Consider the following 20,932-nt stretch of genomic DNA (forward strand, 5'->3'; position numbering starts at 1 on the left):
CAAATCTCAATCTATTTGCTTAAAAGTTTTTTGCATGATAATTGCATCACCACGACCATTTTTTGACGCGTAATAGGCAAGACGTTCAGAAATTTTTTGAAATTCAAAGCGTTGATAAAGGTTCAAAGCAGAAAGATTTGTGGCTTCTACTTCCAAGAATAATTTTATGGCGCCCTTGTCGTGAAGATAGTGAACTGTTCTTTCGATAAGAAAGGTACCAATTCCTTTTTGACGATAATGAGGATGAACAGCAATTGTGATGATTTCTGCTTCATCAAGGATGAGACGGCATAGGCAAAAGCCTAAAATTTGATCAGAGCGATCAATGAGAAAAACTTTGTATCCGAAGATAGAGTGATCTGTTAAGAAATTATCAAAAGCTTGTTTTTCCCAAGAAGGGGTAAAACAATGCTGATGAATTTGATGAAGAGCAGCACTATCATGAACTTGTAGCGGAGCAATTCCAAAATTCTTTTTTGTCAATGAAAATTTGGACATTATTTTTTTCGTGGTAAAGCAAAATCGGTTTGTTGTTTTGCATCAGCACTGCGTAGATAGAGTGGGCGAGGTGAATTTTGTGGTTGTTTGTTTGCAGCAAGATAAGCATAGTTTACAATATCGGCCGCTTCGCAGGGGATTTTTTCTAGGACAATTTTTTCGTATATTTTATGGTTTTTAACATGTTCCACAACGACATCAGCAGCTGGGCCAGTCAGGCGGGTTTTTTTTGGCAAATCTTCGAGGATATTTTCCATTGTTTTTAATCCCGGTTCTCCCAAAGGTTTGAGATTATTATGAAAATTTTGATGATAGAACATCCCTCTCCCTGCTTCAATGACAACAGTAATTGCCGATGCTGTACTTTTATTGTTTATGACTTGTGCTGCTAACGCTTCAAGAGCACTCACTCCAACAGCTTGTATTTCAAGTGCTAATGCCAAAGCGCGTGCTGTTGCAACACCGACACGTACACCAGTAAATGACCCAGGTCCAATATTGACAGCAATACGCTCAACTTGATCAAGCGTCATATTGGCTTGTGTCATTATTTGTGTAATCTGCTCAATAAGTTTTTCAGCATGTCCTTTGTTCATGCGCTCATTGATACGCGCAATAACAGATTTATGACGAATAAGCGCAACAGCACAATAAATCGAAGCAGTATCTATAGCAAGGATAAGCATAAAAATATTTTAGTTGAATAAAACGATAAATAAAAGTCCTGCTGTATTTTTAATCTTTTCATTATCGTATATTTCATTTGTAAGAAAGTTACTAGTGCCAATAAGCAACAATATCTTTTTATGGGATAGAACGAGATGTTGATGTGATTCTTATTGGTTTTTGTTATCAATGAATTGATTTTATAATAATAGTTTATTATTGCCATGTTCAATAATATCCTTGGATATTGTAAGATTTTTTCATTTCAAACTCATAAATTAAAATCTTTTTCTTACACGGCATGAAAGAGAGTTGGCGTGTGGATAAAACTATTGAAGAAAAGAGTAAAATTTCTCTCATAAACCATTTAAATGCAAGAGCTATTGCAACATTGGGAGTTAGCAAGAGTTTGATACTAGAGGCTTGTGACTTTATGAAGCGAAGAGGGAGGTGCATAATGTATTTTATACACTTTATAGGGATTTTACATTATATTATTCACAGGCACAGCCTTGAAAGGGAGTTCATGTGCCTTGAGAGGTATTTTTTTACAAGCACGTGAATGAGCAACATAAATATATTCAGTCTTCTATAAAAAAATTAACTTAATCAGATCTGAAATAAAGAGCATTATTTTGTATGCGTTCCATATTGAATACTATACCGTTGCAAATCACTATAGACTGAAAAGCTTATTGAAAAAGCAAATTCGATAGTTTTCACTTCATATCGTAGCATTTTCAATTTTTTGTATAGAATATAGGATAATAAGCAAATTTTTAGAATTTTTGCTGATTTTATGAAAGAACTGTTTTTGATATTAGTAAATCTTTGATTTATTATATACTCCCTTAAAAAAAGAAACAATTAATGCATATTTCAAAGTATTATATGATTTAAATCATTCAATTGTATCATGATAAGGCTACAAATACCGAGAATAATTATGGAGCAGGTTGAAGCCAAAATAACGCGCCATCCTGCTTTTTTTAATGATCGTATATCAACACCTAAACCTAATGCTGCCATTGAAATGATAGTGAACACCTGAGCAGTAAGTTTGATCGGATTTATAGCCGTTTCAGGAATAAGTCCGCTTGAGCGGATAAGCATCATGATAATAAAGCCGATTATAAACCATGGCACAAGAGTATGTAGACGAAAACGTGTTTGTGCTGAGCGATGATAGATAATTGATAGAATAAAAATAACAGGACCTAACATGAGAACGCGTACCAATTTAACAATTGTTGCAATTTGAACACTCAGAAAAGAGACAGATGCTGTTGCTGCTAAAACCTGTGGTACAGCATAAACAACCATGCCAGCAAGCACACCATATTGGCTAAATGACAAATTCAGAGATGGATGTAAAAAGGGTAGAAATAAAATAATAAGAACCCCTAAAAGAGCAGTGAAGGCAATTGACGCGGCTACATCGTCATGTTTTGCTTTTATGACAGGTGCAACAGCGACAATAGCTGAATTGCCACAAATAGCATTCCCGCAAGCGACTAACATTGCTAAATGTGTAGAAAGCCCGAAAAGTCGACCAATGACAAAGCTAAGGATAATTGTTATGAATATAACGAATACGATGCTAGCAAGTAAATTCCAACCAGCTGAAAGGACTGCATTAATACTAATGCTTGCACCTAGAAGAACAATAGCAATTTCGAGAAGTGTTTTTGCACAAAAGGTGATACCTTTTTGAAAATATGTTGGCAAAGTAAAACAACTACGGGTAATAGAGCCTAAAAGAATTGCCAAAACAAGGCTTTCAAGCCACGCTTCTGCAAAAAGCTGTTTTTCTACAACTTCTAAACCATAAGCTAAGGCTGATATGAGTAAACATACTAAAATACCAGGACCAAAGTCGTTTAAAAGTGAGAGTTTTTTCTTGATCACTTGAATATTCCCCCGTCATTAAAAAGCTAAAGGTTAAGAAGAAAAAGTTTTAAAGATTTGTTCTTGCTTGTACAGCTGCTGCTAAAGTTCCGTCATCAAGATAATCAAGCTCGCCTCCTACAGGGACACCATGAGCAAGTCGCGTAATTTTAACTGGAAAATTGGAAAGCTGATCGGTGATATAGTGAGCAGTTGTTTGACCTTCGACAGTCGCATTGACAGCAAGAATAATCTCCGTAATAGGGTTTTGTACAACACGTTGTATTAAGGTGGCAATATTGAGTTCATCAGGGCCTATTCCATCTAAGGGAGAGAGTCGTCCACCCAACACATGGTAACGTGCGGCTAAAGTTTTTGCGCGCTCAAGAGCCCACAGATCAGCAATATCCTCAACAACAATGATTGTTGTATCATCGCGGCGTAAATCTGTGCAAATTGAACAAGGATCAATGGTATCGACATTTCCACAAACAGAACAAATGCCGACTTTTTCTATAGCTGCTTGTATAGCCGCTCCCAAAGGCTCCAGCAATGTCTCTTTTTTTTTGATAAGATGAAGCGCAGCACGACGTGCTGAACGTGGACCAAGACCTGGTAACCGTGATAAAATCTGAATGAGACGTTCAATCTCAGGTCCTGCAATGTATTTAGACATATTTTTGTCCCACGGAAAAAATCCGTTTCATTAAAATGGAAGCTTGAAACCTGATGGGAGTGGTAGCCCTGCGGTCATACTTTTGGTTTTTTCTTCTATTGCGACTTCGATTTTTGTTCTTGCTTCATTATAAGCCGCCATAATGAGATCTTCAAGAATTTCAGCTTCCTCAGGTTTGAGTAATGAAGGATCAATTTGAATTGCTGTTATAATATTTTTTCCATTTAAAGTGATATTGACGAGACCACCTCCTGCAGTGCCCACAGCTTGCAGATTAGCTATTTCTTCTTGAATCTTCTGCATTTTTTCTTGCATTTCTTTGGCTTTTTTCATCATGCTCATCATTTCACGCATAGGAATAGGTATCCTTATTCATCATTGATATCATTTTTATTTTTAAAAATATCAGCATTTTTAAAGGTATTGGGGAGTAAATCAAGATCATTTTCTTCTTTATTGAGTCGAATATCGACAATTTTTGCTTCTGGGAAATGATTGAGGATTTTTGCGATATCAGGATCTGTTTCTGCATTGGAAAAAAGAGTCTTTTGAATCGCTATACTTTCCTCCTGTAAGGTTGGGCCACCTCCTTCATTAACAAAAGTTATTGTCCAGCGTTTTTCTGTCCATTGAGATATCTTTTTTTCTATATCATGAGCAAGAAATTGTGGGGTATTTTCAGAAAGTCTTAAGGTAATATGCCCAGCTTCAAAAGAAACAGGATGAACAAATTCTTTAATAAGGAGTTTGAAAGGAGTATCATTATGCTGTTCGGCTAATTGAACAATATCGTGCAAAGAATTAATTACGAGAGTTTTAGGTTCAGTAATCTCTTCTGTTATTTGTGTGACACAATGCGATAAATTTTCAATCTTTTCAGAAAGATCAGTAGATTGAAAAGTTTCAAGAGTTTTTGTTACTTCGTGGGCGTTGGTTTTTTCAAGAGTTTGATTTTTAACTAAATTTTCCGGTTGTAAGGAATTATCTAATTGGCTTTTCAAAGATGTTTTTAAATCTGATAGATCTGATAATGTATTGGTAACGCTTGAGAAAGTATGGGCATCGACCGTTGTTTCTTTTGCTATATTATTTGCATTCGTAGATTCTTGATGAGAAGAATTTTTAACGAGTGTGAGAGGTGTTTTTTCTTGCGTAAGCTTTTTTAAAGCTTCATCAAGAGTTGGTAGGTCAGCTGTGTGAGCAAGACGAATTAAAAGCATTTCAGCGGCTTGAAGTGGACGTGCAGTTTGATTAACTTCCTGTAATCCTTTGAGTAACATTTGCCAGTTTCGGGATAAAACAGGAACGGAAAGTTTTTTTGAAAAGTCTAAACTTTTTAAACGTTGTTCTTCAGTTAGTGAGAAATCTTCCACTATTTCTGGTGTAAAACGTAAACGTGTGACCAGATGATTAAAATCGGCTAGTTCTGTCAATATAGTAAGAGGATCAGCACCTGCTTCATATTGACTGCGTAATTCATGTAAAGCATTGACAACATCGCCCTTCATGATAAATTCAAAAAGATCAATAATACGTGCTTGATCAGCTAATCCTAACATTGTACGCACCGCAATAGCATTAACATTGCCATTGCTATGGGCAATCGCTTGATCAAAAATGGATAATGCATCACGTGCAGATCCTTCTGCAGCACGGGCAATAATAGAGAGTGCTTGATCTTCTACTTCTACCTTTTCATATTTCGCAATTTGGCGCAAATGTGCACTCAAAGCTTTTGATTCAATACGTCGCAAATCAAAACGTTGGCAACGCGAAAGAATTGTAATAGGAACTTTGCGAATTTCTGTTGTGGCAAAAATAAATTTTACATGCGACGGTGGTTCTTCAAGAGTTTTCAATAAACCATTAAAGGCTTGTGTTGAGAGCATATGTACTTCATCTATAATATAAACCTTATAGCGTGCAGAAACAGGACGATAGCGTATTTGTTCAATAATTTCACGAATATCATCAATGCCCGTATGAGAAGCGGCATCCATTTCTATAACATCAATATGGCGTCCTTCGATAATTTGTGTGCAATGTTCACCAAGAGAGTCCAATACAGTTGTTGGTTGGTCAATATCTTTTGTTTTATAATTAAGCGCACGTGCCAAAATACGTGCTGTTGTGGTTTTACCTACGCCACGAATCCCTGTTAACATCCACGCTTGTGCAATACGACCTTTTTCAAAGGCGTTGGTGAGAGTACGCACCATAGCTTCCTGACCAATGAGGTCAGAGAAGTTTTGGGGTCGATATTTACGAGCAAGAACACGATAGGCTGTTTCTACCGGTAAATTTTCCATGAATATTTCCAACTTCGAAGTTCTTTATGCGTACATTTTGATAATACAAAAGCATAGATCAATACTGTAGTCTCATATAAAAGGATTTTTTCTTAATCAAATTATTTATGGGACAATTTGTTTAAAAACAACAAAATCCCTTTATTTGCTGCATACAAATGCCGCTCTGAAGATTAAAAATACCTCGCTAAAAGACAGCATAAAAAATAATTTCTTCAGCAAAATAGGAGGTTGGAACAATGACCCGTACCAGAACTCGTTGGGGCTGCTTCTTTCCAGACCTGACCCAGTTGGCGAGTAGTTCGTCCACCACCAACCTCCCGAGTTCATATTGTCGATTTGGAATGAAAAATCAAGCTCGGAAACGAAAAATATCCTAAGAACGACAAAGAATTTTCCTTTGCGTTTAATTTATTGACATATAAACAACAAAGAGATTGAGGATTTATCAGTTTTCATAGCAGGAGTTTTTCATATTTATTGGGGATGAAAATATTTTCTTCGTTTAAGATAATCTGAATGTATAATTATAATCATTCGTTCAAACTTGCCTGTAAGAATTTTAGGATAGCTCCGTCTGTTCTAAAATTACGAAGTTGAATCATTAAAATTTGCAACGGCAAAAAAGGAAAATAAAGCATATAGATCGTGCAATGAATTATAATGAGAAATTTAGAGGAAGAATATTGTTTATGAAAATTATAAAATATTGATTCAATGACGTCTCCCCCTTCATACAAAACAGAACACTCTAAACACAATACACTTAAGTTTTACATTTACATGCTTTTACACGAAATATTTTTAACTCTATTTCATCGCATCACTTGTAAAGTGTATACATACTGCTTCTGAGGTATAAATCCATTGAGCAACTCCATCTTTACATTTGTGAAGAAGCACGCCGGCACCATCATTAATATTTGCCAACTTGTGGGTGTTGCAACAGCCCTTGGCACTTAAGATGGTTCATAAAAGCCATTTTACTCCTTTCTTATACAGTTTTATCCCCACACTCATCCCGCTTTTGACGTACAAGGAGATGGTTTTGATTGATTCAAGATAAACAAGTTTGAAATGAAAGAATCTTACGATATTCAGGACTCTCATTCAATATGCAGAACAGAGAATTATATTTATAAATCAGTATCTTGACTTATAAGAAAGTTTCATCATTTCTATAGTGAATGAGCATATCAAGTACGTAATATTTTTTCTTTTAACATCTATGAATGTAAATCTTGAGTAGATGTTATCGCTCTTTTTTCTTGAGTGCTGATTTTCTTCATTAAAGATGTTGGGCTCATCACTAGATAAATCAATATATGTGTTCCCATTATTGGAGAAAAGATTTCACATATCTTTTAAGGACTGTACTCATACAAGAGACGATGCAATTTAAAAGCTATAAAATAATAATGGTGGCTGGCACAGATTTATGATTTTATAACTGTAAAAATGGTATTTTATATACACGACATTTTATAGCTTTAAATAATTAGATTTTTTAATAAGGAGGGAAAAGCGAGATAAATTTTTATAAAAAGCTGAATGAGTATGACTTAAAGTGCAGTGAGGAATGCATCTGCAGATGCAAATTTTACTTTCTGTTTATCTAAGTGATTTGGGTACGATGTGCTTTATAGTACTTAAAATAAAGCAGTTGCGAAGATAGAAGTTATATTCTTATTAAAAAAATAGCTCTGATAGTAGAAAATACAGAACAATTTAAGTCTAGTCTTCTAGTTTTCGCAAAAGTCCTTTAATATCTAACCTTATAAGCATCTGAAGGTTTGCCATATTAGTATAAAAATAATCTTTTCAGCGATTAGTTTTAATGGTTCATTATGCCGTATTTTGAAAAAAACACCTAAAAAAAAGAATAACTCTACTCAAATTTAGATGTTATAGAAATATTGTTAATCATAACCTCCTGTGTCACAATCTGTTCCAACAACTTTTTTGTTCGTAATATTTTTAAAAATATAATGTCCTGACCAAGGAAAACTTATATGAAGAGATTTTATATTTTTTAGGGTAAAGATTTTCTTTTCTTTATCATGGGTTATTTTCTTTTCATCATCAACAAAAATTCTCAATTTGTTTAAATCAGAAGGGGCAGAGTATGATAAAGTAAAGGATACTTTCTTCGGTTTAAAGGTATTACAAGAGTATTCAACTCCTTGCTGGAATGTATAGGATGGTGTGATCACAACACTTTCATCCCGCGCAAAATTCCATTTTTTTTCACCAAAGCCAGCAAATGCAACACTAGAGTAGGCGAGAATATTTGCGGCTAATAATCCTCGCGTGAAGATTTTTTTCATTATCCTCTCCTTTTTTCTAAAGTGAGGTGAATCATAAATCAGTTTTTATAAAGATACAAGTTCAAACTTAACGCTAAAATCAGGGCTAAGTTGCATTTTCTAGTTTTAAACCATGTTTAGAATGATATTAATCTAAAAGATTCGAATGCTCTATTATGTATAATAATTTGAATTGTTTTGAGAGCGAATTTAGAAGTTCGTTATCTTTATTGGAATATTGTCAGAGGAAATGACTTTTCTCAAGAGTCTCTCTTTGAATATATAAAGGGAAATAGATGGTACAAGCGTTTTTATTTTTGGTTACTGTGTTTTTTTACACTGGTTTTTATACGAGTTGAATTGCGGTTTATCATGATATAATTTGTGAGAAAATATTATGAAAATAATTTATATATTCTATTACGAGCTGTTTTTTCTTCTTCAGTGTTTATGAAGGGTGTTGAGTAGAAAAAAACGAGCCCTTTCAAGATGCGTTGCATTATGAAATTTTTACGATGCTTTTTGATATCAACAAAAAATGATAGCAGCTTAATTGCTTTTATATATACGATGTTCGATCGTTTTGTGCTGGATAAGTACCGATAATACGCAGTTCTGCAGAAAAGAAAGATAATTCTTCTAAGGCAAGTTTCATCATCGGGTCTTCAGGATGTCCTTCAATATCAACAAAGAATTGTGTTGCATTGAAATTTCCACCAATTTGATAGCTTTCTAATTTTGTCATATTGATACCATTCGTTGCAAATCCTCCCATAGCTTTATAGAGAGCTGCGGGGACATTGCGCACTCGAAAAAGAAGACTGGTGATGATTTTTTCGCCATTTTGAGGTTTGGGGACATGCCGTTTGGAGCGTGAAAGGATGACAAAACGGGTAATATTATGAGGGTTATCTTCAACATTTCTTTCAAGAATATCAAGTCCATAGAGTTCTGCTGCGATTAAAGGTGCTAAGGCAGCCTGTGAACGTTTAGCATTTTTTTTAATAAATTTTGCAGCTCCAGCGGTGTCAGCAGAAACAACAGGTTTCCAACCGTTGTTTCGTATGATTTTTCGGCATTGTGCAAGGGCATGCGTATGGCTGTGGACGGTTTTAATTTCGTCATATGTAACGCCGGGCAAAACCATGAGTTGAAAATGGATAGGTAAAAAATATTCATCAATAATATAAAGAGACGACTGCGGTAAAAGATGATGAATGTCTGCAACGCGCCCTGCAAGAGTATTTTCAATAGGGATCATAGCAAGATCAGCTTTCCCGCTTTCCACTAAATTAAGAGCGTCTTCGAAAGTAGCAGAGGGAACAGCATCCATATTGGGGAACATATTGGAGCAAGCAATATGGGAATTAGCGCCGTATTCTCCTTGGAAAGAAATTTTATTGGTTTTTTTAAGTATTTTCATGCTAAAATCTCACAAACTCTATCGAGATCATGTTGTGTGTCTACACCTAAGGGAATTGTATCGACTATTTCCACATCAATACGCATATTGTTTTCTAATGCACGTAATTGTTCAAGTTTTTCACGTTTCTCAAGTGGTGAGGGTTTGAATGATACAAATTTTTCAAGTGCTTCGCGCCTATAGGCGTATATTCCAATATGGTGATAAAGAGGACCATCTCCATAGGGTGCTGTGGCGCGAGTAAAATAAAGAGCACGAAGGCGATTTTGAGAAAGCGGTGTCCCAATGATCTTGACAACATTGGGATCTCTTGTTTCATTTTCTTCAATGATTTGAGCACCCAAGGTTGCAATATCAGTAAAGCTATTTTCTAAAGGGCGTAGTGCACGAATGATTTCACGAGGCATGATTGTTGGTAGGTCACCTTGTATATTTAAAATGGCGTTGTAGCGTTGTTCAGGATCAATGCGTACTAAAGCTTCATAAATACGATCAGATCCAGACTTATGATCACCTCGTGTTATGATATATTCATGCCCATAATCTGCAACAGCTTTAGCGATATCATTATGATCTGTTGCAACGATGGTTCGACCTAATGCGGCTTTTTTTGCTTGTTCTGCGACATGAACAATCATCGGCTTTCCAGCGATTTCAGCGAGAGCTTTTTGAGGTAGACGGGTTGAGCCCATACGGGCAGGAATAAGAATAATTGGTTCAAGAGCCATTGCAAGATTCCAAACGTCGTCTGTGATGCATTTAGGATGTTGTGTGTTATAAAGAAAAAGCTTATACTAAAAATGGTAATGAAACCATGAACATTTGAGTTTTTATGAATCGCTGGAGAGTTATCTATTTTGTTTTTGCTTGTTTATGTGTGTTGGTCATTGTTGTGGGAATTTCCACACTCAGCAATATAGTTTATGATCATCCTACATCAGTTCAATATTATCATACAGTTACCAAGAACGATATATTTAAAGAAAAACAAAAAGCACCTGATGTTTCCCTATCACTAAATAGCCGACTTCAACAAGGCAATTTTGAAAATGGCCGTAAAATTTTTCGCCAATGTGCCATATGCCATACTTCTGGACGCAATGAAGCAGGGCGTGTTGGTCCAGTTCTCTGGGAGATTGTTGACCGCCCTTTGGCATCATCAGCAGGTTTTGCTTATTCACGGGTATTGCGTGCGCACTCTGATCAAAAATGGGATTTTGTAACGTTAGATCGTTATCTGCGTTCTCCGCGTGAAGCTTTTCCTGGGACTATTATGTCTTTTCGTGGAATTAAAAATGACCAAGATCGTGCTGATCTTTTGCTTTATTTACGCAGTTTATCCGATCATCCTGTTCCTTTACCAATGAATAATAATAAAGCGAACGAGCCAAATTAACTTATACCATAGATGTTAATTTTAGAAAGAAGTCTGATTTTTTTTGTAATTTTAGTTTCACAGTTTTATAAAAAGAGCTCTTATTGATGTTTTGTTAGGGCGAACGCCCCTCACGCAAAACAGAACACATTTAACATTGCATATTTACTCGCTTATTTTAAAGAGATCTTTTATAAAAATGCACTTTTTACACTGTCGTCTGTGGATTGGTTTTCAAGATTTGTGTGCTTCACTTTTTCTACATATACTTGTCTGTGAAATTATTGCTGAAGGATTATCAATTCATGAGCCGCTGCTTTCTGCTTCTGAATGCAATAATTATGTAATTAAAGCTCTCCATGAGGTTTATCTCAATCCTTCTATACACATCAATCCCTATGTACTTTTACATCAATTCCCATGTATTTTTCTTATGAACTGAGACAATTGATTGTTCTTATACGTGCAATAATCCTAAGCTGCATTTTATGATGCTTGATGAATAGACGTTTTCTCTTAAGGTTAGAAGTGTGTGGACAGATCATTGACCTTTTATAGTACCGATCACTAAAATATGACTTAGATTATTTATAGGTTATGGTTTGAAGTGAGCACTTTCATGTGAAACAATTTTTATGTGTGACTAGTAAAATAGTTGAATAGAGTTCCGTTGATTGTATTTTTATCTACGTTGAAAATTTTTTACACAAGAATACTGATGGGAGCTAAGTTTGCACGAGTCTCTGTCTATTTATAGACGATGACATGAAATTATGATGATAATCCATTATAGAGAATTATTTTTTCACAAAAGGTTTTCCATATTTGTGATAAATTTAATAGGTTTCATTGGTTACAATGTTTCGATGACTTACGATAAAATATTAGTATTTCAATACATATTGCGAGAGTGCTAAAAGTTAGTGGAAGAGAGAACATCATCAAGATTCTCCAAGCTTCTTAATAACTATGGCATTTTCTTTATAATTTGAGCGTTTATAAGTAATAATATTAAATTGTGCTAATAATCCATTATAGAGAAGAATCTTTCCTACTAATGGCTCTCCGATGTTTGTGATCATTTTAATAACTTCCATTGCTTGTAGGGTCCCAATAACACCGGGTAAAACACCGATAATTCCAGCTTCAGCGCATGTTGGAATAGTATCGGGAGCAGGAGGCGTGGGAAATAAATCGCGATAGTGAGGATTATTGTCTTTATATGGCATAAGGACGGTTAATGAGCCATTAAAACGTTCTACAGCACCACTTATTAAAGGTTTTTTACATTGGGCAGCGTGATCAGCAAGAAGATAGCGTGTCGTAAAATTATCACTTCCATCAACAATGATGTGGTAAGCATTGAGCAGTTTATCCACATTACTGTTATCTAAGCGTAGGGTGTGTTTTTCAACTACAACATGGGGATTTATTGCTTTTATAGTGGTTTCAGCACTGTCTGTTTTGCTTTTGTTCATTGCACTTGTTTTATGAATAACTTGGCGTTGTAAATTGGAAAGTGAAACAATGTCATTATCGATAATTCCAAGGGTTCCAACACCTGCGGCAGCCAAATAGGTTAAGACAGGAGCACCGAGACCACCAGCGCCCACAACAAGGACACGTGCTTTTTTTAGCTTTTGTTGCCCTGCACCACCAATCTCAGGCAAAATGATGTGGCGTGCATAGCGTTCGATTTCTTCGTTGCTTAATTTTGTATCTGTTTCTTGTGTCATAAATTTTCTCTTGTCATAGTTCTTTTATTGTTTACTAAGTTTATGATGCATAGACCAGTCTGCTTTTAGGATAGGGAGGATTTATTTATGAAAATTGCCATTCAGATGGATCATATTTCAACAGTTCGGATTCAAGGAGATACGACATTTGCACTCGCTTTAGCAGCACAAGAACGTGGACATTCTCTCTTCCATTATACACCAGATCGTTTATCTCTGTGCGATGGTTGTGTGATTGCACGACTAGAGCCATTGATTGTACATGATAAAGAGGGAAGCCACTATCAATTAGAAAAGCCTGTTCGCACAGAATTAACAGATATGGATGTGGTTCTTTTACGCCAAGATCCCCCTTTTGATCTCAATTATATCACCACGACTCATTTGTTAGAACGTATTCATCCTAAAACACTTGTTGTGAATGATCCGGCATGGGTACGCAACAGTCCAGAAAAAATTTTTGTTACTGAATTTTCCGATTTGATGCCAGAAACACTAATTACCAAAGATATTGAAGAAATAACAGCTTTTAGAAAGACATTTGGCGATATTATTGTTAAACCACTTTATGGGAATGGGGGCGCTGGTGTTTTTTATTTAAAACAAGATGATCGCAATTTAGCATCATTGTTGGAAATGTTTGCAGAAATTTATCACGAACCTTTTATTGTTCAGCGCTATTTAGAGGTAGTACGAAAAGGAGATAAAAGGATTATTTTGCTTGATGGTGCACCTGTTGGAGCTATTAATCGAATTCCGACAGAAACAGATGTGCGCTCTAATATGCATGTTGGAGGTCGCGCGGAAAATGTTGAGTTAACAAAACGTGATTATGAGATTTGTGAACGCATTGGTCCAGCCTTAAAGGAACGAGGTCTTCTTTTTGTGGGGATTGATGTGATTGGAGATTATATAACAGAAATCAATGTGACGTCTCCTACGGGAATTCGTGAAATTAAACGCTTCTGCGGTACAGATGTTGCTCATTTGTTTTGGGATGTTATTGAGTTCAAGCGTTCAAATGAATTTATTTGACAGAAGATAAAAACATGGTTTTAAAAAAATGATCCATATTGTTTTTTTATATTTGTTATGGTGCAAATGTGAACTACAATGACCGTATGATATGAATTAAGAGGCTTTGTCCTCAATTTTTAGGGAGTTTATAGATGAGCAGAGTATTATCAATTGGAGTGGGATTGATTTTTGCGCTACTGCTGTCAGCAAATGGAGGCAATGCACGCGATCAAATACAGATTACTGGTTCATCTACAGTTTTACCTTATCAAAAGATTGTTGCTGAGACATTTGGAGAAATTTATCCCCATTTTAAGGTTCCTGTTATCGAATCGGGTGGAACAGGAGCTGGTATTAAGGAGTTCTGCCGTGGTATTGGGGAGAACACTGTTGATATTGTTAATGCTTCGCGAGCAATGAAATCGAGTGAATTACAGTCTTGTTTTGATGCTGGTGTAAAAGATGTTGAGGAAATACGTATTGGGTATGATGGCATTGTTTTTGCAACAGATATTAAGGGGCCTGATTGGAAATTACAGCCAGTAGATGTTTATAAAGCCCTTGCTGCTCGAATTATTATAGACGGAAAATTGCAACCGAATAATTTTTTGAAATGGAGTACAGTTAATAGTGCTCTTCCTGATTGGACGATAGCAGCGTATATTCCTGGAGAGAAGCATGGGACACGTGAAGTTTTTGAGGAAAAATTACTTATTGAGGGGTGTAAAGAGAGTGGGGCAGTTGAGGTGATGAAGTCTTTAGGAATGGATGATAAGGAGATACACACTGCTTGTATTGCGGTACGTAAGGATGGAAAAGCGGTTGATATTGATGGTGATTATTCTGAAACATTTGCGCGTCTAACTTCTAATAAAACAGGGGTTGGTATTTTTGGTTTGTCTTTTTATCAAAATAATGCTGATAGGCTAAAGGTTGCCGATATTAACGGTTTTGCGCCAACAGTTGAGACGATTTCTAGTGGACAATATCCAGTTTCTCGTCCACTTTTTTTCTATATTAAGAAAGCACATTTAGGTATTATTTCAGGTTTGCGAGAGTATGTTGATTTTTTTCTTTCTGATCAAATGATTGGTCCAGAGGGTCCTTTGGCTGAATATGGTTTGATTGTTTCTCCTGAAAAGGAACGTCAAGCACAGCGTTTTGATTTTTCTGCTGGTCGAGTAATGACATTGAAATAATTTGCAGGGAAAATTTGTTGGATTTCTGGGATAGGAAATTTGGGTGCTATTTTTTTATAAAAACTGAAAGATAAAATGCGCATTTCCTTCATTATTTTGCTGTTATTAATTCTTGGATTTTGTGGCTTTTGTATTTCTTATATGCGTGCACGCTTTCTTGAATACAGACGACATAAAATGCATTCTCGTGCGTATTATTATGGCTGGTGGACATTTTTGATTACTGTTATTCCAGCTTTTATTTTTTTAATTTTTTGGGATTCTGGGAGTACAATTTATTTAGAATATAATGCCTCTCAAGAGCTTGAGGCATATAGTGCGCATATAATAGAGCCTGTAAATCATGATCTACTTTGGGAGACTCTTCGAAGTCTTGCCAAAATGCTTCATCACTTTGAAGGGGATCTTTCTACCGCTTCCTATAAGACAGTGCAGGCACAATTATTCGCGAAGGGATTTGTTTTACCTGATGAAGTATCGGATGATGTGTACAAAATGGCACAGTCATGGGTATTTTCTTCTGAAAAGCTTCAGTTCATTGGTTATGGTTTCCTTTTTGCTATTGCATTCTTTGGTTTTATCTGTGGAATAATGCAAATTGCTCCTCATCAGCGTGCGCGTAATAAGGTTGAATCTTTGATTATTATTGGACTGGTTTGTGCTTCTATCGTTGCTATCTTGACGACAATAGCCATTGCACTTTCTATGTTTTTTCAGACAATAAGCTTTTTTCAGTCTGTATCTTTTTCAAATTTCTTTTTAGGAACGGTTTGGGATCCGCGTTTTTCCGCGAGCGGTTCAAGCGGTGAAGTAGGACAATTTGGTTTAATACCACTTCTTGCTGGTACGCTTTATATTGCATTTGTTGCCATGCTTTTTGCTGTACCTATAGGATTATTTTCAGCTCTTTATATGGCCGAGTATGCTTCTTCGCGATTGCGAGCAATTGTGAAGCCATTGTTAGAAGTTCTTGCTGGCATTCCAACGATTGTTTATGGCTTTTTTGCTTTGAAGGTTGTAGGACCATTTTTACGAGATCTCTCTGCTTCTCTCTCAGACGGGGTTAGTTTTATTATGGCGCAAAGTGTTTTGACTGCTGGAGTTGTGATGGGAATTATGTTGATTCCTTTTGTTTCCTCTTTGTCGGATGATGTTATAACAGCTGTTCCACGCATTTTACGTGAAGGTTCTTATGGTTTAGGAGCAACACAATCTGAAACAATTAAGAAAGTCGTTATACCGGCAGCGCTTCCAGGGATTATGGGAGCAATTTTATTGACAGCATCGCGTGCAATTGGTGAAACAATGATTGTGGTTTTGGCGGCGGGTGTTGCTGCAAACTTAACACTCAATCCTTTCGAAGCAATGACGACGATGACAGTTAAGATTGTTAATCAATTGACTGGTGATTTTGAGTTTAACTCTCCACAAACTTTGGTGGCTTTTGCATTAGGAATGACACTCTTTGTCATGACACTTTTGATGAATATTCTAGCTCTTTATATTGTGCGTAAATATCGGGAACAATATGAATGAATGAAAAAATTCTTTTGCCTCGTCGCAATATTAGCCTCAAACGTCGGTATTGGGCTGAACGTCGTTTTCGTGCCTATGGTTTGATTGCCATTTTTATTGGTTTGTTTTTTTTATTTGCGCTTTTATGGTCTATCATTAGTCAAGGTTATACAGCCTTTTTGCAGAGTCAAATGACATTATCGATTTATTTGGATGAAAAGATTATTGATCCAGGTGGTCAACATAAAACAAATCCACAGGTCCTCATAATGGCGAATTATCCAATTCTTGTACGCAATGCGTTAGCCAAGAAACTTGATATCGATCAAAATGATCGAGCCTCTCTGCGGGATGTTAGCCGTATGTTTTCAAGTGGTGTACGTGTTCAACTCCGTGAAATGGTGACAAAGAATCCAAGACTGATTGGCACAATGCAAAAAATCAAAGTTTTGGCAGCTGCGGATATCGATTCTGCTTATAAGGGGCAGATTGATCTGCATGTAGCAGAAAAAAACCGTAAAGTTTCTAATCGGCAAATAGAATGGATAAAGCGTTTAGCGCATGATGGTACGCTTTATAAAACATTTAATGTTGGTTTTTTTACACTTGGCGCTTCAAGTCGTCCTGAGACTGCTGGGTTAGGGGTTGCGATTATTGGTTCTCTTTATATGATAGGCATTGTTTTATTGGTTTCACTTCCGATAGGCATAGCAACGGCTCTTTATTTGGAAGAATATGCACGTAAAAATAAATTTACAGATTTTATCGAAGTTAATATCAATAATCTTGCAGCTGTTCCTTCGATTGTCTTTGGTCTTTTAGGACTCGCGGTTTTTATTAATTTTTTGGGATTACCACGTTCCGCTTCTTTTGTTGGGGGGCTTGTTTTAGCGCTCATGACTCTCCCCACGATTATTATTGCAACACGTTCTGCTTTGCGTGCTGTTCCTCTCTCTATTCGTGCAGCAGCTTTAGGGTTGGGGGCATCAAAAACACAAATGATTTTTCATCATGTTATTCCTTTAGCCGCGCCTGGTATTTTGACAGGTACAATTATTGGAGTAGCTCAGGCTTTGGGTGAAACTGCGCCTTTGCTTTTGATTGGAATGGTTGCTTTTGTTGTTAATATTCCTACGACTCCCATGGATCCAGCAACAGCGTTGCCTGTTCAAATTTTTATGTGGGCTGGTGAAGCAGAGCGCGCTTTTGTTGAAAAGACGTCAGGGGCTATTATTGTATTAATGATTTTTCTTGCGATCATGAATATTTCTGCGGTTTTTTTACGTCGACGATTTGAACGCCGCCAATAATTTTAATAAAATAACAATTTCGATAAGATTTTTGTAAGGTGAGTTTTTGTAATGAAGATTAAAATGCGTGGTCAGGATGTGAAGGTTTCTTATGGAGACAAAGAGGCACTCCATGGTATTACACTTGATATTCCTGAACATCAAGTAACTGCTTTGATTGGTCCATCAGGATGCGGGAAGTCAACTTTTTTGCGTTGTTTTAACCGTATGAATGATACAATTGAAGGCGCTAAAACAACTGGTCTTATTACCTTAGATGGGGAGAATATTTATGACACACGGATTGATGTTGTAGAATTGCGCGCTCGTGTTGGAATGGTTTTTCAAAAGCCCAGCCCTTTTCCAAAATCTATATTTGAGAATGTTGCGTATGGTCCACGCATTCATGGTTTGGTTAAAACACGCTCTGAATTGCATGATGTGGTTGAAAAGAGTTTGAGGCAGGCAGGTTTGTTTGAAGAAGTAAAAGACCGTCTTCATGATCTTGGAACAAGTTTATCAGGGGGACAACAACAGCGTTTGTGTATTGCACGTGCTATTGCGGTTAGTCCTGAAGTTATTTTGATGGATGAGCCTTGTTCAGCTCTTGATCCCATTGCGACAGCACGGATTGAAGAGCTTATCGATGCGTTACGGCAAAATTATACAATTGTTATTGTAACACATTCCATGCAACAGGCCGCACGTGTTTCTCAATATACGGCTATGTTTCATTTAGGGCATTTGGTAGAAGTTGGTGCAACTGAAATGATCTTTACTTCACCAAAAGAGCAACGGACGCAAGATTATATTACGGGGCGTTTTGGATAGGTGAATTGAGGAGTGTAAGATATGTCTATGAAACATACTGTCCGTTCTTATGATGCAGAACTAAAATATTTAAGAGTAAGGATTACAGAAATGGGGAGCCATGCAGAAAGGATGATTGAACGTTCTGTCGCATCGGTTGTGTGTAGTGATCTTCAACTTGCAACGACAGTGATTGCCGATGATGTGTTTTTAGATGAAGCAGAACGTGACATTGATGAAAAAGCGGTTGCTATTATATGCAAACGCCAGCCGATGGCTGTTGATTTGCGTGAAATTATTGGAGCCATTCGTATTTCTTCTGATCTTGAGCGGATTGGGGATATGGCCAAAAACATTGCTAAGAGGACTGTTGCACTTTCAGAAATACGTCAATCTGCATCCTTTTATCATGGACTTGAAACAATTACAGCTTTAGCGCTCAATCAATTAAAAGAAGTGTTAAATGCTTATACGAGTCGCTTATTAGAGCGTATTGACGCTGTGCGGGAGCGTGATGAGAAGATTGATGCTTTGTATACTTCTCTTTTTCGTGAACTTTTGACGTATATGATGGAAGATATGCGCAATATTACGGTTTGTACGCACTTACTGTTTTGTTTAAAAAACATTGAACGAATTGGTGATCATGTTACCAATATTGCTGAAATGTTGCATTATATCATAACGGGTTATCATATGTCTTCTGATCGTCCTCGCGATGATCTTACTTATAAAGTTGGGGTAGGTGAGAAGAAAATAGATTAAAATTTTTCTTATATGTATAAAATAAGTTTGTAGATATATGAGTATTTTCTTAGAGTGCAGCTATAGAAAGAATAAGATAACCATCTTATGGAAAAGCACAAAGAAGTAACAAAGAGTTTTTTCAGAGAAGCATGGCAGATTTCTAACTCTTGATTTGACATATTTGTATATTGAATGATACCATCATTCACACTGTGGCTGGAGGGGAGTTTTCTAGGGGAATTTCCTTTCAGATCATTTTGTTAAAATTTTATATTCAAAGGGGATATCTGTATTATTTTTTTCGTATGTAGAAGAAGTGGATAGTGTTATTGTATTGTAATTGAAACGTCTGGGTTATTATGGCCTATATTGAATCGTGAAGAATAACAATATCGATCTGTAAATTAAGAGTTTTTTATTTTTTATTTTGCATAGATACTTTTTGATTACCTCTTGTATTAAAGTTTTACTGAGTGGTAACAATTAGCTATGTACTTTATTGAGAGATACATTTAAAGCTCATTTCAAAATTTGAATAGCTTAGAGATTATAGGAATGTGTTGCATAAGATGAAAAAAAATCGTTGGAATGTTTTTGTTACCTGTTGTGTAGCGCCGTTAGTTATTGTGGGATGTGCTTCAAATCATTTAGATACTGGAAAAATAAATAATAAGACAAAAACGGTTACGTATCCATTGACAGAGCGTCAATGCCTTATGCGAGCGATGTATTTTGAATCAAATCGCACAAGCCGTGAAGGAATGATTGCCGTTGGGACGGTTGTTATGAATCGTGTTAATTCAACCGCCTATCCTAAGACGATTTGTGGTGTTGTTGGTCAATATAAGCAGTTTGCTCCTGGTGTTTTAACACGTCCTATGACGGAGAAAGCATCTGTTGCTCGTGTAAGAGAAGCGGCTGATGCCGTTTTACGGGGTGAACGAGATAAGAAAGTTAAACACGCTAAGTTTTTTCATACCGCTGGTTTGTCTTTTCCGTATAAAAACATGCACTATGTTCATGTTGCAGGGGGAAATGCTTTTTATGAAAAACGATCGCGTGATGGATCACTTCAAATTCCTACAAATAATCGCCCTTATGATGTTGCTTATGCGTTTGCCCAAGAACGTTCTGGTAATACGCCAAGCTTTGTGGATGAAAGTTTAGAAAGTAGAGGAATAAGAACAGAAAAGAGTATATCTTCTTCTACACAGGTAGCACAGTCCAAGACGGACCATCCTACGTCTTTTGCGATGGTACAGCTTGATAAAGTTCCCATTCCCGCCTATGCGCCTCAACATCTAGCTAGGAAAGAAGAAAATAAACCGATTATGGCGTTACCTTCATCAGATCAGTTAAATGCAATTGTTGCAATGTTAGAAAAACGGTACACAAACCGATAATTTTTGCACGACCAAGGAAGTGTTTTTACAATCCATTGCAGTTTATGAATTAAGTGAACTCTTTAGCGATCATGAT

18 protein-coding genes and 1 other RNA gene are annotated in these 20,932 nt (G+C 36.4%); 8 read left to right on the forward strand and 11 right to left on the reverse strand.

Going from position 1 to position 20,932, the window contains the following annotated elements:
• Positions 1 to 6: 6 nt before the first annotated feature.
• The 10 genes from rimI to ACFIN0_RS04035 form a co-directional block, all read right to left on the reverse strand.
• Positions 7 to 498: a ribosomal protein S18-alanine N-acetyltransferase gene (gene rimI, locus ACFIN0_RS03990; protein ID WP_375701961.1), complete on the reverse strand. Its 492-nt coding sequence runs from the start codon at positions 496 to 498 to the stop codon at positions 7 to 9.
• Positions 498 to 1,184 carry a tRNA (adenosine(37)-N6)-threonylcarbamoyltransferase complex dimerization subunit type 1 TsaB gene (gene tsaB / locus ACFIN0_RS03995; protein ID WP_375610542.1) on the reverse strand — a complete coding sequence of 229 codons (687 nt, stop codon included), beginning with the start codon at positions 1,182 to 1,184 and terminating at the stop codon, positions 498 to 500. The genes rimI and tsaB overlap by 1 nt, the downstream gene beginning before the upstream one ends.
• 859 nt (positions 1,185 to 2,043) lie before the next feature.
• On the reverse strand, positions 2,044 to 3,072 hold the full coding sequence (locus tag ACFIN0_RS04000; RefSeq protein WP_375701962.1) for a YeiH family protein: 1,029 nt from the start codon (positions 3,070 to 3,072) through the stop codon (positions 2,044 to 2,046).
• 49 nt (positions 3,073 to 3,121) lie between these two features.
• Positions 3,122 to 3,727 (reverse strand): recombination mediator RecR, encoded by a 606-nt coding sequence (recR, locus tag ACFIN0_RS04005; RefSeq protein ID WP_273790577.1) that lies wholly within the window; start codon positions 3,725 to 3,727, stop codon positions 3,122 to 3,124.
• Positions 3,728 to 3,757: 30 nt separating this feature from the next.
• Complete coding sequence (locus ACFIN0_RS04010; protein WP_375606797.1) at positions 3,758 to 4,081, reverse strand: YbaB/EbfC family nucleoid-associated protein; 324 nt, start codon at positions 4,079 to 4,081, stop codon at positions 3,758 to 3,760.
• 14 nt (positions 4,082 to 4,095) lie between these two features.
• Entirely contained in the window at positions 4,096 to 6,036 is a 1,941-nt protein-coding gene (locus tag ACFIN0_RS04015) for a DNA polymerase III subunit gamma/tau (protein WP_375701963.1), read from the reverse strand.
• Positions 6,037 to 6,259: 223 nt separating this feature from the next.
• Positions 6,260 to 6,357, reverse strand: an RNA gene (ffs, locus tag ACFIN0_RS04020) — signal recognition particle sRNA small type.
• A gap of 1,598 nt (positions 6,358 to 7,955) precedes the next feature.
• Positions 7,956 to 8,363 (reverse strand): hypothetical protein, encoded by a 408-nt coding sequence (locus tag ACFIN0_RS04025; protein WP_375610537.1) that lies wholly within the window; start codon positions 8,361 to 8,363, stop codon positions 7,956 to 7,958.
• A gap of 538 nt (positions 8,364 to 8,901) precedes the next feature.
• Positions 8,902 to 9,765, reverse strand: a complete 864-nt coding sequence (locus ACFIN0_RS04030) for a prephenate dehydratase (RefSeq protein WP_375606800.1) — start codon at positions 9,763 to 9,765, stop codon at positions 8,902 to 8,904.
• On the reverse strand, positions 9,762 to 10,493 hold the full coding sequence (locus ACFIN0_RS04035) for a 3-deoxy-manno-octulosonate cytidylyltransferase (RefSeq protein WP_375650831.1): 732 nt from the start codon (positions 10,491 to 10,493) through the stop codon (positions 9,762 to 9,764). Before ACFIN0_RS04035 ends, ACFIN0_RS04030 begins: the two co-directional genes overlap by 4 nt.
• A 104-nt stretch (positions 10,494 to 10,597) precedes the next feature.
• Here ACFIN0_RS04035 and ACFIN0_RS04040 point away from each other — a divergent pair, with 104 nt between their 5' ends.
• Positions 10,598 to 11,161, forward strand: a complete 564-nt coding sequence (locus tag ACFIN0_RS04040) for a c-type cytochrome (protein WP_375701964.1) — start codon at positions 10,598 to 10,600, stop codon at positions 11,159 to 11,161.
• 920 nt (positions 11,162 to 12,081) lie between these two features.
• Here ACFIN0_RS04040 and ACFIN0_RS04045 read toward each other — a convergent pair.
• A complete protein-coding gene (locus ACFIN0_RS04045; protein WP_375608045.1) occupies positions 12,082 to 12,876 on the reverse strand; it encodes a molybdopterin-synthase adenylyltransferase MoeB in 795 nt (264 codons plus the stop codon).
• Between the two features lie 87 nt (positions 12,877 to 12,963).
• Between ACFIN0_RS04045 and gshB the strand changes: the two genes are divergently transcribed.
• The 7 genes from gshB to ACFIN0_RS04080 all read left to right on the forward strand — a co-directional run bounded on the left by gshB (position 12,964) and on the right by ACFIN0_RS04080 (position 20,856).
• On the forward strand, positions 12,964 to 13,911 hold the full coding sequence (gene gshB, locus ACFIN0_RS04050; protein ID WP_375608046.1) for a glutathione synthase: 948 nt from the start codon (positions 12,964 to 12,966) through the stop codon (positions 13,909 to 13,911).
• A gap of 134 nt (positions 13,912 to 14,045) precedes the next feature.
• Positions 14,046 to 15,092 (forward strand): substrate-binding domain-containing protein, encoded by a 1,047-nt coding sequence (locus ACFIN0_RS04055; RefSeq protein ID WP_375606805.1) that lies wholly within the window; start codon positions 14,046 to 14,048, stop codon positions 15,090 to 15,092.
• 75 nt (positions 15,093 to 15,167) lie between these two features.
• The gene (gene pstC / locus ACFIN0_RS04060) at positions 15,168 to 16,628 is read left to right on the forward strand and encodes a phosphate ABC transporter permease subunit PstC (RefSeq protein ID WP_375610533.1); all 1,461 of its coding nucleotides are present in this window, start codon (positions 15,168 to 15,170) and stop codon (positions 16,626 to 16,628) included.
• Positions 16,625 to 17,917, forward strand: a complete 1,293-nt coding sequence (gene pstA / locus ACFIN0_RS04065; protein ID WP_375610532.1) for a phosphate ABC transporter permease PstA — start codon at positions 16,625 to 16,627, stop codon at positions 17,915 to 17,917. Before pstC ends, pstA begins: the two co-directional genes overlap by 4 nt.
• A gap of 51 nt (positions 17,918 to 17,968) precedes the next feature.
• The gene (gene pstB / locus ACFIN0_RS04070; RefSeq protein WP_375611792.1) at positions 17,969 to 18,727 is read left to right on the forward strand and encodes a phosphate ABC transporter ATP-binding protein PstB; all 759 of its coding nucleotides are present in this window, start codon (positions 17,969 to 17,971) and stop codon (positions 18,725 to 18,727) included.
• 21 nt (positions 18,728 to 18,748) lie between these two features.
• A complete protein-coding gene (phoU, locus tag ACFIN0_RS04075; protein WP_375610531.1) occupies positions 18,749 to 19,471 on the forward strand; it encodes a phosphate signaling complex protein PhoU in 723 nt (240 codons plus the stop codon).
• A 551-nt stretch (positions 19,472 to 20,022) separates the two neighbouring features.
• Complete coding sequence (locus tag ACFIN0_RS04080) at positions 20,023 to 20,856, forward strand: cell wall hydrolase (RefSeq protein WP_375610530.1); 834 nt, start codon at positions 20,023 to 20,025, stop codon at positions 20,854 to 20,856.
• Positions 20,857 to 20,932: the final 76 nt, after the last annotated feature.

It is taken from the genome of Bartonella sp. AA89HNZF (assembly GCF_042196905.1).
GTDB lineage: Bacteria > Pseudomonadota > Alphaproteobacteria > Rhizobiales > Rhizobiaceae > Bartonella.

Coding starts and splice junctions, on each gene's coding strand:
- recR (WP_273790577.1), bottom strand. CDS start 3,727: ATGTCTAAATACATTGCAGGACCTGAGATTGAACGTCTCATTCAGATT.
- pstB (WP_375611792.1), top strand. CDS start 17,969: ATGAAGATTAAAATGCGTGGTCAGGATGTGAAGGTTTCTTATGGAGAC.
- ACFIN0_RS04040 (WP_375701964.1), top strand. CDS start 10,598: ATGAATCGCTGGAGAGTTATCTATTTTGTTTTTGCTTGTTTATGTGTG.
- ACFIN0_RS04030 (WP_375606800.1), bottom strand. CDS start 9,765: ATGAAAATACTTAAAAAAACCAATAAAATTTCTTTCCAAGGAGAATAC.
- ACFIN0_RS04080 (WP_375610530.1), top strand. CDS start 20,023: ATGAAAAAAAATCGTTGGAATGTTTTTGTTACCTGTTGTGTAGCGCCG.
- ACFIN0_RS04010 (WP_375606797.1), bottom strand. CDS start 4,081: ATGCGTGAAATGATGAGCATGATGAAAAAAGCCAAAGAAATGCAAGAA.
- tsaB (WP_375610542.1), bottom strand. CDS start 1,184: ATGCTTATCCTTGCTATAGATACTGCTTCGATTTATTGTGCTGTTGCG.
- ACFIN0_RS04045 (WP_375608045.1), bottom strand. CDS start 12,876: ATGACACAAGAAACAGATACAAAATTAAGCAACGAAGAAATCGAACGC.
- pstA (WP_375610532.1), top strand. CDS start 16,625: ATGAATGAAAAAATTCTTTTGCCTCGTCGCAATATTAGCCTCAAACGT.
- ACFIN0_RS04035 (WP_375650831.1), bottom strand. CDS start 10,493: ATGGCTCTTGAACCAATTATTCTTATTCCTGCCCGTATGGGCTCAACC.
- gshB (WP_375608046.1), top strand. CDS start 12,964: ATGAAAATTGCCATTCAGATGGATCATATTTCAACAGTTCGGATTCAA.
- rimI (WP_375701961.1), bottom strand. CDS start 498: ATGTCCAAATTTTCATTGACAAAAAAGAATTTTGGAATTGCTCCGCTA.
- pstC (WP_375610533.1), top strand. CDS start 15,168: ATGCGCATTTCCTTCATTATTTTGCTGTTATTAATTCTTGGATTTTGT.
- ACFIN0_RS04025 (WP_375610537.1), bottom strand. CDS start 8,363: ATGAAAAAAATCTTCACGCGAGGATTATTAGCCGCAAATATTCTCGCC.
- ACFIN0_RS04015 (WP_375701963.1), bottom strand. CDS start 6,036: ATGGAAAATTTACCGGTAGAAACAGCCTATCGTGTTCTTGCTCGTAAA.
- phoU (WP_375610531.1), top strand. CDS start 18,749: ATGTCTATGAAACATACTGTCCGTTCTTATGATGCAGAACTAAAATAT.
- ACFIN0_RS04055 (WP_375606805.1), top strand. CDS start 14,046: ATGAGCAGAGTATTATCAATTGGAGTGGGATTGATTTTTGCGCTACTG.